This is a genomic window from Ruegeria sp. BG10 (assembly GCF_056538575.1).
On sequence record NZ_JBQFTI010000003.1, the window covers coordinates 24,803 to 37,316 of the forward strand.

A 12,514-nucleotide genomic window follows, 5' to 3' on the forward strand; every position below is an offset into this window, starting at 1 on the left:
AAGGTCCTTTTGGCGTCAGTCAAACTCGGGCTCGTCCCGGTGCAGATCGCGCACGGCATAGGCTGTATCCTGTGCCTTGCTCAGCGTCCACCGGATGCGCGTCGCATACTCCATTGCGCGCCCGGATAGAACGATCTGTTTTGTCGCGCGCGGCTTCAGACGGCCTTTTTCAAGATAAACACTTGGTTCGACAGACAATTTTCCAACGCCATCATGGCGGAATACCCAGATTTCACCGCTTTTGAGCGCCATCGACACCGCCGCGCCGCCCAGATCAATGGCGGCATCCACGTCGGGGTGCAGGTGAAACCGGATGTCAAACCCGATGCCGTTCAACCCCGAAGCGTCCAGCGCCTTGTCGAATTGCCGCTTGGATTTGTCGGTGGCGGTCAGCAAGATATCCTCGACCGCAAGTTCCCGCCCGTCAAAGCGCAGCTCGAACGTCCGGGCATGGGTCAGGCCAAAAACCCGGGCATAGCCGTCATGCCCGACCATGAACCGCGTACCTTCGAACGCCTCTTCGAAATCGACCGGCACCTCTTGCGGGGCGTCGACCAGCGCCTCTTTTTCGGTGCCGGGTGCCGGGGCGGCCAGCCGGGCGCTGGAATAGCCATCCAGACACAGCGTCGAGTGCGAAGGCGTCGCCCGCCCGGCCCGCCGCCATTCGGACCCGAAGCTTTCACCGGATCCGCAATTCACGATCAGCGGTCGACGCCCCGAGGTCAGTTCAAATGCCAGGCTTGAGGCATGCGCATTGAAGGACGCCGCGCCCCTTGGGGGCGGGCTGGCATCCACGATGATGCTGGTCCGGGCCGCATAAAGCCGCGCATATCCCATCGCCAGACCCGAGGCGTGATGCGGTCTGACCCCGCTTTGCGCCAATGCCTGATCCAGCCGCCCCTCGACCCCGCGCCCGCCGCCGTGGAACCGGGCCAGCGCGCCGTCGGAATGGCGCAGGCTGCGCAACGTGGGGGCCATGCGCTTGATCGCGTTGGCCTGTGCGCCGGGCGTGCCCCGCCCCAATTCGCTGAGCGCGGCCGAGGTCCAGGCCAGCAAGGTGAACACCTCAAGCAGTTCTTCGGGGTTTCGGGTGGAAATGCCGCCCTGCTGGTCGATCTGCCTGTCGCATTCCCGCGCCAGCGCACGCAGCGCCGGATCGGCCAACCGCTCCTGCCCTTCCAGCGCCAGCCCGGCCTGCACCAGACCGGCCAGCGCCTCGAACCTGGGCAGGCCCGGTGTGGCCGCGTGCCAGCGTTTGGACAGGAACCAGGTCTGCTGGGCCAGGGCCCGAAAGAACAGCGCGCTTTTCTTGTCATCGACGCCGCGCAACAGAAACGCCGCATGGTTCACCCAGCGCATCACCCGCCGCCCGGTCAGGTCCGGTGCCCAGCCCGGCCCCTGCCCGCGGCCATGTGCGTCGATCCATCCCCAGACCCAGCGCTGGGCTTTATCACGCGCCCGGATGTCGCCTACAGCGGCCAGATCGTCCAGCCAGGCAAAACCGTGGCGTTCACTGTCGAACCCCGTGCTGGGGGCGGCGACATCCCAAAGGCCGGTGTCCTGCGCCTCGACCAGATAGCCGGCAAACAGCAGGTTGCCCGCCACCAGTTGCCGTCCGCGCGCAAAGGATCCGATGGTGCGCGGCTCGGGCTCGCCGACGAAACCGGTCGCCGCCTTGCGCCGCTGGCTGAGCCGCGCGTAGAGACGGTTTTGAAACCGCGTCCACCAGTTTGACATGGTATCTGAGTTCGACATGCCGCTCGTTACTCTGCCCCTTGCGCTCTGCTGGCGCCTGAGACCCAACGATAGACCGCGCTGATCGTCAAGTCATCGAAAAGCGTGCGCTCAGCCGGTTTTGTTCAGGCAGGCGATGTAGAAGCCGTCCATGCCGCCGCGATCCGCCCAGTAATCGGGGCGCAGGCGCAGGCCGCCCTCTTCGGTGATCCAGCCCGGGTCGACGCCGGCAATCTTCAGCGCAGCGTGATCCACCTTCATGTCGGGATACTGGTTCAGCGCCTCTTCGATCTGCACCTCGCCTTCGTCCGGCAGCAGGGAACAGGTGCAGTAAACCAGCCGCCCGCCGGGTTTCAGCAGGGTCCAGGCATGCGCCAGCATCTGTGCCTGCAACTCGATCAGCCCGCCAAACTCGGACCCGTCCTTGGCAAAGGGCAGATCCGGGTGGCGGCGAATGGTGCCGGTGGCGGAACAGGGCGCATCCAGCAGGATGGCGTCGTATTGCCCCTGATGCTCCAGAGCGTCGCCCGCGATCACCTCTGCGGTCAGCCCGGTGCGTCTGAGGTTTTCACGCACCCGCTCCAACCGCGAATCCGAAATATCCAGCGCCGTAACCCCGGCCCCGGCGGCGGCCAGTTGCAGCGTCTTGCCGCCCGGCGCGGCGCAGAGGTCCAGAACCTTCTCTGTTGTCTTCGGGGCCAGAACCCGCACCGGAATCGCGGCGGCGGCGTCCTGCACCCACCAGTCGCCCCGGTCGAATCCCGGCAGGCCGGACACCTGCCCGGCATCTAGTATGCGCATCGACCCTGTCGGCAGGGCCTCGCCGGGTCCGGTCGCGCCGGGTTTCAGCGTGATATCCAGCGGTGCACCGGCAAACTGAGCCCGTTCCATGCCAGTTACAGCCTCGGCGCCCCAGGCCATGATCAGCGGATCGCGCAGCCAGTCGGGCAGGCGTGGCACCCGCATCTTTGGCCAGGCGTCGGGGCCTTCGGCGGCCACTTTGCGCAGCACCGCATTCACCAGACCTTTCAGCCGCGCATGCTTGCGCGACCGTCCGACGATCTCGACCATCGAGTTGACGACACCATGCGCGGCCTCGCCGTGACACAGCTCGACCGCGCCGAGCCGCAGAGCGTTATGCACGGTCAGGGCCGGTGTCCGGTTCAGGTGATTGTCCAGCAGCCGGTCGGCGCGTTCCAGCCCGCGCAAGGTTTTCAGTGTCAGGCGTTGTGCCCGGGCCCGGTCTTCGGGCCCCAGACGATCCAGCGCACCGGCGGCCAGACATTCGGACAAAAGCCGCCCTTCCCCCAATATCTGATCCAGCAGGTAAATCGCGCTGCGTCGCGCCGCTGTTGCGTTGTCGGACATAAAAACCGCCTTTGCTGTGACCCTCGCCCGCATTGCCAAGGGCGGACGGGGGCGTATATCAAGCCCATGCACGGAAAGGAACCCGATGTCATGAGTGACGACCGCACAGACCTGCCGCCCGCCGCCCGGCGCGCATTGGCCGAGGCCGAGGAGCGCCGCCGCAAGGCCAAGGCCGAGGCGAAGGAGATGCCGAAAGAGCTGGGCGGGCGCGACGGCCCGGACCCCGCCCGTTACGGCGACTGGGAAAAGAAGGGCATCGCGGTCGATTTCTGAACGCTCATCCCCGCAGCGCCGCCAGAAAGTCGTCAATCAGCGCGCGCTGCTTTTTCGAGCGCAAGCGGTCTTCGGGCCAGGTCAGCCAATAGCCTTCGCGCGTTGCAAGCTCGGGCAGATCCAGCCGGCGCAACTGACCCGTCTGTACATTGCCAGCCGCCAGAGGCACAGACCCCAGCACAACCCCCATCCCCTGACGCGCCGCAGCAATGGCATGTCCCATTGAATCGAAACTGACGCGCGACGGCGGCAAATCCGAAATCCCCGCGTGCCGCGCCCAATCGCGCCACCCCGGACGTTCGCCTCGCTGATCGACCAAGGGCGCACCCCATTCCACTTCCGGGGCGGCCATGGGAACCAGCACTTCCTGCGCGATCAGGGCAGCCTCGCGCCCGGGCCAGACGCCACGCCCATAGCGGATTTGCAGCCAGGTCTTTTCTTCATCCAGCGACGACCGGCGGGCAACGGAATCGGTCATGAGGCGAACTTTGGGGCGCAGTTCCTGAAAGCGGGGGATGCAGGGCAAAACCAGCGCATAGATATGCGACGACAACCCGGCCACCCGCAGCTCGCGCGGGGACTTCCCGAACAGGTCCTCGGTGTTGCGTTCCAGCGCCTGCAGACTGTCCTGCACCAGCGGCAGATAGCTTTCGCCTTCAACCGTCAGCGACACGCCCCGCGCCTCGCGCACAAACAGGGTGCGCCCCAGCCACGCCTCAAGGTTGCCGATCCGCTGACTGACCGCTGCCTGCGTCAGGCCGAACTCCCGCGCGGCGGCGGAAAACCCGCCCAACCGCCCGGCCGCTTCGAACACGCGCAGCCAGTCCAGCGGCGGCAATCCGATCTTTTTCTTAGCCATAAGTTTTTCCAAGCCTCAGCAGAAAGAAGGATTAATTGTCGTAATGCCACGAAGCGCGTATCTGCTCAACCAAAGCCCGCGCCGAACAGGAGACCGCCCATGCTGCGCACCGCTACGTTTGACCCGTCGGTCCTGACGCTGGAATTTGACGACGGAACCCGGGCCCGCTTTCACGCCATCTGGCTGCGCGACAATGCGCCGGACGCAGAAACGCGCGCGCCGGGGAACGGGCAACGCCTGATCACCATCGGCGACATCCCAACGGACATCTCGGTCAGCGCCGCCGAGGTCGTGAACGGCGATCTGCGTGTCACCTTCCAGCCAGAAGGCAAGACCGTCACTTTCCCGTCCGACTGGCTGGCCGACCATATCTATGACCGCGACCACAGCCGCCCCATCGGCCGAACCGCCCCCGGCATCATCACATGGCAGAGCGGCATGGACGCGCCCAGTGCCGACTGGGCCGAGGTGCACGCCGATCCAACCGCCAAACGCGACTGGCTGGCAGCGGTCGCCAAGTTCGGTTTTGCCAAGCTGACCGGCGGCCCGACCGAGCCGGAATCGCTGCTGAAAGTGGCCGATCTGTTCGGTTACGTCCGAAAGACCAATTATGGCGCCTATTTCGAGGTCCGGACCGAGGTGAACCCCACCAACCTCGCCTATACCGGCCTTGGCTTGCAGGCCCATACCGACAACCCCTATCGCGACCCGGTGCCGACGCTGCAAATCCTCTATTGTCTGGAAAACAGCGCCGAGGGCGGCGAATCCATCGTTGTGGACGGGTTCCGCGCCGCCGAGCGCCTGCGCGACCAGAATCCGGATGGTTTTGCCCTGCTGGCCGGTTACCCCGCGCGCTTCGAATACAAAGGCGCGGACGGCGTTTGCCTGCGGTCGCGCCGCCCGATGATCGAACTGTCGCCGGATGGCGAATTGCTTGGCATCCGCTTCAACAACCGCTCGACCGCACCGCTGGTGGATATCCCGTTCGAAAAGATGGAGGCTTATTACGCCGCCTATCGCCAACTGGCCGCGATCATTGATGACCCCGCCATGGGCGTGTCGTTCAAACTGGAACCGGGCGAAAGCTTCATTGTCGACAATACCCGCGTGCTGCACGCGCGGCTGGGCTATTCCGGCGCAGGCTCGCGCTGGTTGCAGGGCTGTTACGCCGACAAGGACGGATTGCTGTCGACGCTGGCGGCAATGGACATGGATCAACCGGAGGCAGCGGAATGAAACCGGATTTTTCGACCCTGAACCGCGATAATATCGTGGATTTCATCGGCGACATCTTCACCCGCCGGGGCAGTGAGGAATATCTGGGCGAGCCTGTCACCATGGCCGAACACATGCTGCAGGGTGCGACCATCGCCGAACAGAACGGCATGCCCGAAGAAATCATCGTCGGCGCGTTGCTGCACGACATCGGCCATTTCACCTCAGAATTCGGCAGCTATCACCCGGATGACACCGAGGACCGCCATCACGAAGATGCCGGGGCCGCGGTGCTGGAACAGTTCTTCCCGTCGGTCATCACCGATTGCTGCCGCTATCACGTCGCGGCCAAACGCTATCTCTGCGCCACCAAGCCGGAGTATTTCAACCGCCTGTCCGAGGCCTCGGTCCATACGCTGGAACTGCAGGGTGGCCCGATGAGCGCGGATGAAGTCGCCGAATTCGAGGCAAATCCAAACCTGAAAGAGATCATACAGGTCCGCTATCTGGACGAGGCCGGCAAACGCCCGGACATGGAAACCCCCGATTTCACCCATTTCGCGCCCATGGTGCAGCGCATGGTCGACAAACATGTGGGCACGCCATGAACGCGCCGGAATACATCTTTGAGGCCAGCACGAAACCGTCCCTGCCCTGGCACGAGGTTCCGCTTATTCGCGCTACTTACACATCTGTCAAAGGCTATGGCTGTCTTGTCGACGACCCGGAGAGTTTTGAAATCGAGATCGTGCGCTGGCCGCAGCAGGGCTGGCGCCCCATCGACGAAGGTACCGGCGATGAAGGCGGCTGGGTCGAAGGCACGTTCCACGGGGAATGGAAGGGCGACGTGCTGTATGGCCGGAACGAGGCGGTCAACGGCCATTATGTTCTTGGCTGGTCCACCGACCCGCAACAGGCGCAGGCCAGTCGGCAAACCGCACCGCGCGATCAGGTTCTGCTGTGGCACATGAACTATCACCCCGACGGCGGTCAGATGTTCTGGCCGCTCGACAACAAGCCGTTCATTATCCCCGCCGCCCTGCCTGGCGATAACCTGAGGCCGGACAAAGTGGTGGCGTTCTGGTGTGATGGTTCGCGTGGCCTCTATATCCGCCCCGGTATCTGGCACGAGGGGATTTTCCCCGTCGAAGACGACCAGCGCTTCCTCGACCGGCAGGGCCGGGTCCACGCCCGGGTCAGCGCCGATATCGGGAAAGAGTTCGGCGTTTATCTGGCCTGCCCGCTACGCGCGGACAAGATCAGGGATTTGTGATCAGCGCGCCCTGATGGGCGGAACGCCGTCGAGAGATCCAGACCTGCACCGCCAGCAGATAAGGGATGAAAAACGCGAAATTCTGCACAAGGTCGAAAGGGCCCGAGAAATCGGGCTCGGACCACAGCCCACCGGTCAGCAGATACCAAAGCGTGTAATGGACCCGGTAAAGCCAGGACCCCAGCGCCAGCCAGAACAGCCGCAATCCCCAGGCCCAGTGCCCCGCGCGGTTCCCGTCCAGCGCCATGCGCGCCACCATCAGGGCGGCCGTGAACAAGCACAGCCCATACAGGAAGAAGGCGGAAGACATCACCGGCCCCCCGATCGTGCCGCGCAGGGGAATATACACCATCCCGGCCAGCCCCGTGATCAGCGCCAGCGTGATCAGACCCTTGCCCAACAGTCGGTGAAAACGGGTGAATCGTCGCCGAAGGGCTTTGAGCAGTTGCAGCGGGACCAGTGCCACCAGCAGCGTTCCGGTCAGGATATGCAGCATCATCGCCGCGTTGCCGACCCTCTGACCGTCGGCAAAAAGATAGCTCTGCCGGGCGGCATCATCTGACAGCCCGACCCCGATCATGCTGAAACCGTGCGTCAGAAACGGCAGCAGCGTCAGATAGAACACTGCCAGTAACAGTCCGGTTGCAAGGCGCGCCGTCAGGGTCCGCATATGCAGAGCTTAATACCGGATGACGATCCGTCTATGCCTTACAGCCCCAACACATCCACCATGTCGTACTGACCCGGCGACTTGCCTTGCCCCCACAGCGCCGCTTTCAGCGCGCCGCGGGCGAAAATTGCGCGATCCGAGGCCAGATGGCGCAGCACGATGCGTTCGCCGGAGGCGGCGAACAGCACATCATGCTCGCCCACGATGTCGCCGCCGCGAATGGCGTGAAAGCCGATATCACCGCGTTTGCGCGCGCCGGTGATGCCATCGCGGCCCCGGTCCGATACATCCGTCAGATCGACGCCGCGCCCCTCGGCGGCAGCCTCGCCCAGCATCAGCGCGGTGCCCGAGGGTGCGTCGACCTTGTGATGATGGTGACCTTCGATAATCTCGATGTCGAAATCCTCGTCCAGCGCGGCGGCGACCTTTTTGGTCAGTTGCACCAGCAGGTTGACGCCAAGACTCATGTTGCCCGCCCGCACGATCACCGCGTGGCGCGCGGCCGGTTCCAGCGCGGCGATCTGTTCGTCGGTCATGCCGGTGGTGCCGATCACATGCACGCACCGCGCCTGCGCGGCCAGAGCGGCGAACTCCAGCGTTGCCTCGGGCGCGGTGAAGTCGATCACCGCCTGCGCCTGCGCAAACGCCTCCAGCGGGTCGTCGGTGACGTTGACGCCGAGTGCCTGACCGCCCATCGCCTCGCCTACATCCTGACCGATCCAGTCATGGCCCGCACGCTCGACGACGCCGACCAGACGCGCCTGATCGCTGTCGGTGACGGTCTTGATCAGCATCTGCCCCATACGGCCCGAAGCCCCTGTGATGACGATCCCCGGAATATGGGTCATTGCGCTGGTCCTTTTTGTATAAGTCGGCTCAAAGCCTCCTACCCGGTTCGCGCCCGCTTGGCAAAGCCCGGCTTTGGGCTTAGATCGGGAATATGGCAAAGAACAAATTTCACGATGGCCCCGGCCCGTCCCAACGACAGCTGCGTGTCGGCGAACTGATCCGTCGCACCCTGTCCGAGGTTCTGGCGCGCGGAGATGTCCACGACCCCGACCTGAACCGCATGTCGATCACTGTAGGTGAAGTGCGCACCTCGCCCGATCTGAAGATCGCCACCGCCTATGTGCTGCCTCTGGGCGGCAAGGGGCAGGAGGATGTGATCGAGCTGCTCGCCCGCAACAAGGGTGAATTGCGGCGCATGGTCGGCAAGAAGGTCGGCCTGAAATTCTCACCCGATCTGCGATTCCGTCTGGATGACACGTTTGATCGGCTGGACGACACACGTCGCATGTTCGATCAGGACGCGGTGCGCCGCGATCTTGACGAGTGATAAGGGCTCTGGCCACGCTGGGCGCGGTCCTTTGGGCCGCGCAAGCCTCGGCGGTCACTTGTGAAAAGCTGACCCATGAGGACAAGCGGTACACGGTCTGCGAGGTGGATGCCGCCAACGAAGACCTGCGCCTGTTCCTGAATGACGCGAATGGCGAGCTGCTGGGGCATTTTTCGACGGTGAACGAGGCGCTGACCCCCAATGGCAAGCGTCTGGCCTTTGCCATGAATGCCGGCATGTATCACGACGACCGATCGCCCGTGGGGCATTACGTCGAAGAAGGCGACGAGATCATGCACGTGATCCCGAACCCCGGCCCCGGCAATTTCGGCCTGTTGCCAAACGGCGTGTTCTGCATCCGCGAAGGCCGCGCCGATGTGTTCGAGACGCTGGATTACGTTGCTCAGGCCCCGGTCTGCCGTTTCGCCACGCAATCCGGCCCGATGCTGGTGATCGACGGCGCGCTGCACCCGCGTTTCCTGCCCGATTCGACCTCGCGCTATGTGCGCAACGGGGTCGGCACCAGCGCCGATGGCACCCGCGCGGTGTTTGCAATCTCGGATGATTACGTCACTTTCCACGAATTCGGCAGCCTGTTCCGGGATGTGATCGGCACGCCGAACGCGCTGTTCTTCGACGGCAATATCTCACGCATGTATGACCGGGCCAGCAACCGGTCCGATGTCGGGTTTTCGCTGGGCCCGATTGTGGGCGTGGTGCAGGATATTCCCTGACGGCCCGCACCCCCGTATGCTAAATTGACAGTGCCCGACCGATCCGCTAGGTCGCGCGCCTCAGTAAGATTCAAGGTGCAAGATGGGACGCAAACGCAAGGGTCGCGACATTTCCGGCTGGCTGGTGGTGGACAAGCCCGCCGGCATGACCTCGACCGCTGTGGTCAACAAGGTGCGTTGGGCGATGGACGCGAAAAAGGCGGGCCACGCGGGCACGCTGGACCCCGAGGCGACCGGCGTTCTGGCCGTGGCTTTGGGTGAGGCGACCAAGACCGTTCCCTACATCACCGATGCGCTCAAGGCCTACACGTTCACCGTGCGTCTGGGGCAGGCCACCAACACCGATGATGCCGAGGGTGAGGTGATTGCGGAAAGCGATGCGCGCCCCTCGGATGACGACATTAAACAGGCGCTGAGCCCGTTTTTGGGTGAGATCATGCAGGTGCCGCCCAAATTTTCGGCCGTAAAGATCGACGGACAGCGCGCCTATAAACTGGCCCGCGATGGCGAGGACGTCGAACTGACCGCCCGCCCTCTATGGGTCGAGGAATTGGTGCTGGTCGACCGCCCTGACGAAGATCACGTTGTGTTGGAGATGACCTGCGGCAAAGGCGGCTATGTCCGCTCCATCGCCCGCGATCTGGGCGCGGCTCTGGGGTGTCACGGCCACGTCAGGGAGCTGCGCCGCATCTGGTCCGGACCGTTCGAGGCCGAAGACGGGCTGAGCATTGAACAAATCGACGAGATGGCCAAGACCGAGGCGCTGGACGACTACCTACACCCGCTGGAAACCGGCCTTGCTGATCTGCCCGAGTTGAAATGTACCCCCGAAGGTGCCACCCGCCTGGGCAACGGCAATCCGGGCATGGTGCTGGCCTCGGACGTGGAATACGGGGATGAAGCCTGGGCCTCGCTGGATGGCAGGGCCGTCGCGGTGGGCATCTATAAATCCGGCGAATTGCATCCCAGCCGGGTGTTCGTTGCCTGAGTGCCGTGTTAGGCGGGTGACATGATCACCCGAACGCATACCAAAGGCGACGCGCCCTCGACCGCCATCTATTCCGACTGCGAGAAGTATCGCTATAGCCTGACCCGCGTGTGGGATCCGGCCGGGCAAAAGGCGCTGTTCGTGATGCTGAACCCCTCGACCGCAACCGAGGTGCAGAATGACCCGACAGTGGAGCGCTGCGAACGCCGCGCGCGGGCGTTGGGGTTCGGTGCATTTCAGGTAACCAACATCTTTGCCTGGCGCGACACCGATCCGCGCAAGATGCGGGCGGCGACCGATCCGGTGGGTCCGGCGAATGACGCCGCGATTCTGGATGGCGTAGACTGGGCCGATCAGGTCATTGCCGCCTGGGGCACCCATGGCGCACATCTGGACCGTGGGCCGGCTGTCGAAACCCTGTTGCGCGGCACCGGCCAGCCGCTCTTCCATCTGGGGCTGACCAAGGCCGGGCATCCGAAGCATCCGCTCTACATCGCCTACACGCAGCAACCCGAGGCGTGGTGACAAAAGGTTAACCACGAGACCAACCTGGCTTTGACCAGGCGTCTGAATCCATGGGATATTTCACGCTCGGAGCGATGCGTTCACGGAGGGGCCCATGTTTCTGATCGGATTGCTGAGCCTCGCGGCCGTCGGCGGCGCGGCCTACGCGATGAGCGACGCGTTTGTCGCCGATGATGACCCGGAAGACGACGACATCGTGGACGATCAGCCCGATGAGATTTCCGAAGGCAACTTTCTGGAGGTCGGCGAGAACATCGAAGACCCCGTCGAGCCGGACGGTTCCAGCCCTTCAACCGGCACTGTCATCTCTGAATTCCAAGGCGATCTGGTCATTGCCGGCAGCGACGAAGCGGACGACCTGACCGGTCAGGACGGCAACGACCAGATCAACGGCTACGCTGACGATGACAGGATCGACGGCGGGGCCGGCGACGATGTGCTGTTTGGCGGTGACGGCATGGATATCCTGACCGGCGGGAAGGGCGACGATGTTCTTCACGGTGAGGGTGGCGATGACCAGTTGGAGGCGGGCGAAGGCGACGACGCCCTTTATGGTCATTTCGGCGCAGACCGGCTGGACGGCGGCAAGGGGGATGACGAACTCTTTGGCGGTCAGGGCAATGACGCGTTGTCTGGCGGCGAAGGCGACGACGCCCTGCAGGGCGGGTATGGCGACGATGTGTTGGAGGGGGACGCGGGCGCGGATGCCCTGTTCGGCGGCCAGGGCGACGACAGGTTGTCGGGCCATGACGGTGCAGGCGCGCAGGCGGTGGATTTCCTGAATGGCGGTGCCGGTGACGATACGATTCTGGCAGATGGCGGCGACATTGTCACCGGCGGAAGTGGCGAGGATGACATCGTTCTGGACCCCGACGCAGAAGACGAAGCCGTCACAGTGATGGATTTCCAGCCTGGTCAGGACAAGCTGCTGATTTCCTGGGACGGTCAGGAAGACCCCGATATCCGGATTGAAACGGACACCGAAAACGAGAACCTGACCCATGTTCTGATCGACGGGCAGGAGGTGGCTCACCTGCTGGGGGCCGGGGGCTTGACCGCGGACGATATTCAGCTGATCTCAGACGGAGAACTGGCGCAGCTCAACAGCTTTGGCTGAGGCGGCAGAATCCCTTTGCCATTTGTGGGAATTGCGCTTATACGCGCCCATCCGCATTGGAATCGGTGCGGTTTTCTCCATGGGCCTGTGCTGGACGACATCCCGGCCTGCGCCATTCACTCTAACCTTTCAAAGGAGACCCCGATGTCGATCACTGCCGCTGACAAAGCACGCGTCATGAAAGAATTCGCAACCAAGGACGGCGACACCGGTTCGCCGGAAGTCCAGGTTGCCATCCTGACCTCGCGCATCAACACCCTGACCGAACACTTCAAGACCCACAAGAAAGACAACCACGGTCGTCGCGGTCTGCTGAAGATGGTTGCCCAGCGTCGTAAGCTGCTGGACTACCTGAAAGGCAAGGAAGAAGCGCGTTACCAGGACCTGATCAAAAAGCTGGGCATCCGCCGCTAATCGCTTTT

At 63.6% G+C, this 12,514-nt stretch carries 15 protein-coding genes; 10 read left to right on the forward strand and 5 right to left on the reverse strand.

What is annotated here, in order from left to right; genetic code table 11:
- Nucleotides 1-15 precede the first annotated feature (15 nt).
- Nucleotides 16-1,755 carry a heparinase II/III family protein gene (locus ACR0D8_RS13390; RefSeq protein ID WP_480647166.1) on the reverse strand — a complete coding sequence of 580 codons (1,740 nt, stop codon included), beginning with the start codon at nucleotides 1,753-1,755 and terminating at the stop codon, nucleotides 16-18.
- A gap of 90 nt (nucleotides 1,756-1,845) precedes the next feature.
- Nucleotides 1,846-3,102 (reverse strand): RsmB/NOP family class I SAM-dependent RNA methyltransferase, encoded by a 1,257-nt coding sequence (locus ACR0D8_RS13395; RefSeq protein WP_480647168.1) that lies wholly within the window; start codon nucleotides 3,100-3,102, stop codon nucleotides 1,846-1,848.
- A gap of 90 nt (nucleotides 3,103-3,192) precedes the next feature.
- Between ACR0D8_RS13395 and ACR0D8_RS13400 the strand changes: the two genes are divergently transcribed.
- Entirely contained in the window at nucleotides 3,193-3,375 is a 183-nt protein-coding gene (locus tag ACR0D8_RS13400; RefSeq protein ID WP_480647724.1) for a DUF1674 domain-containing protein, read from the forward strand.
- A gap of 4 nt (nucleotides 3,376-3,379) precedes the next feature.
- Here the strand turns inward: ACR0D8_RS13400 and ACR0D8_RS13405 are convergent, their stop codons facing one another.
- Nucleotides 3,380-4,234 (reverse strand): LysR family transcriptional regulator, encoded by an 855-nt coding sequence (locus ACR0D8_RS13405; RefSeq protein WP_480647170.1) that lies wholly within the window; start codon nucleotides 4,232-4,234, stop codon nucleotides 3,380-3,382.
- Nucleotides 4,235-4,333: 99 nt separating this feature from the next.
- Here ACR0D8_RS13405 and tmpA point away from each other — a divergent pair, with 99 nt between their 5' ends.
- The 3 genes from tmpA to ACR0D8_RS13420 are packed head-to-tail and all read left to right on the forward strand — an operon-like array spanning nucleotide 4,334 to nucleotide 6,722.
- Nucleotides 4,334-5,470: a 2-trimethylaminoethylphosphonate dioxygenase gene (tmpA, locus tag ACR0D8_RS13410; protein ID WP_480647172.1), complete on the forward strand. Its 1,137-nt coding sequence runs from the start codon at nucleotides 4,334-4,336 to the stop codon at nucleotides 5,468-5,470.
- Nucleotides 5,467-6,057, forward strand: a complete 591-nt coding sequence (gene tmpB, locus ACR0D8_RS13415; RefSeq protein WP_480647173.1) for a (R)-1-hydroxy-2-trimethylaminoethylphosphonate oxygenase — start codon at nucleotides 5,467-5,469, stop codon at nucleotides 6,055-6,057. Before tmpA ends, tmpB begins: the two co-directional genes overlap by 4 nt.
- Nucleotides 6,054-6,722: an ureidoglycolate lyase gene (locus tag ACR0D8_RS13420; protein ID WP_480647175.1), complete on the forward strand. Its 669-nt coding sequence runs from the start codon at nucleotides 6,054-6,056 to the stop codon at nucleotides 6,720-6,722. Before tmpB ends, ACR0D8_RS13420 begins: the two co-directional genes overlap by 4 nt.
- Here ACR0D8_RS13420 and ACR0D8_RS13425 read toward each other — a convergent pair.
- Together ACR0D8_RS13425 and dapB are read right to left on the reverse strand one after the other, a co-directional pair.
- Nucleotides 6,709-7,392: a DUF2306 domain-containing protein gene (locus ACR0D8_RS13425; RefSeq protein WP_480647177.1), complete on the reverse strand. Its 684-nt coding sequence runs from the start codon at nucleotides 7,390-7,392 to the stop codon at nucleotides 6,709-6,711. The genes ACR0D8_RS13420 and ACR0D8_RS13425 overlap by 14 nt on opposite strands.
- Before the next feature lie 38 nt (nucleotides 7,393-7,430).
- The gene (gene dapB / locus ACR0D8_RS13430; RefSeq protein WP_480647179.1) at nucleotides 7,431-8,240 is read right to left on the reverse strand and encodes a 4-hydroxy-tetrahydrodipicolinate reductase; all 810 of its coding nucleotides are present in this window, start codon (nucleotides 8,238-8,240) and stop codon (nucleotides 7,431-7,433) included.
- 92 nt (nucleotides 8,241-8,332) lie between these two features.
- On the opposite strand from dapB, the gene rbfA reads away from it, so the two are divergent.
- The 6 genes from rbfA (at nucleotide 8,333) to rpsO (ending at nucleotide 12,506) form a co-directional block, all read left to right on the forward strand.
- Complete coding sequence (gene rbfA / locus ACR0D8_RS13435) at nucleotides 8,333-8,728, forward strand: 30S ribosome-binding factor RbfA (RefSeq protein ID WP_170562172.1); 396 nt, start codon at nucleotides 8,333-8,335, stop codon at nucleotides 8,726-8,728.
- Nucleotides 8,725-9,462 carry a phosphodiester glycosidase family protein gene (locus ACR0D8_RS13440; RefSeq protein WP_480647181.1) on the forward strand — a complete coding sequence of 246 codons (738 nt, stop codon included), beginning with the start codon at nucleotides 8,725-8,727 and terminating at the stop codon, nucleotides 9,460-9,462. Before rbfA ends, ACR0D8_RS13440 begins: the two co-directional genes overlap by 4 nt.
- An 82-nt stretch (nucleotides 9,463-9,544) precedes the next feature.
- Nucleotides 9,545-10,450, forward strand: a complete 906-nt coding sequence (gene truB / locus ACR0D8_RS13445; RefSeq protein WP_480647183.1) for a tRNA pseudouridine(55) synthase TruB — start codon at nucleotides 9,545-9,547, stop codon at nucleotides 10,448-10,450.
- Nucleotides 10,451-10,471: 21 nt separating this feature from the next.
- Nucleotides 10,472-10,975: a DUF1643 domain-containing protein gene (locus ACR0D8_RS13450; RefSeq protein ID WP_480647184.1), complete on the forward strand. Its 504-nt coding sequence runs from the start codon at nucleotides 10,472-10,474 to the stop codon at nucleotides 10,973-10,975.
- Between the two features lie 94 nt (nucleotides 10,976-11,069).
- Nucleotides 11,070-12,092, forward strand: a complete 1,023-nt coding sequence (locus tag ACR0D8_RS13455) for a calcium-binding protein (protein ID WP_480647186.1) — start codon at nucleotides 11,070-11,072, stop codon at nucleotides 12,090-12,092.
- Between the two features lie 144 nt (nucleotides 12,093-12,236).
- Entirely contained in the window at nucleotides 12,237-12,506 is a 270-nt protein-coding gene (gene rpsO, locus ACR0D8_RS13460; RefSeq protein WP_050605082.1) for a 30S ribosomal protein S15, read from the forward strand.
- The last annotated feature ends 8 nt before the right edge of the window (nucleotides 12,507-12,514 follow it).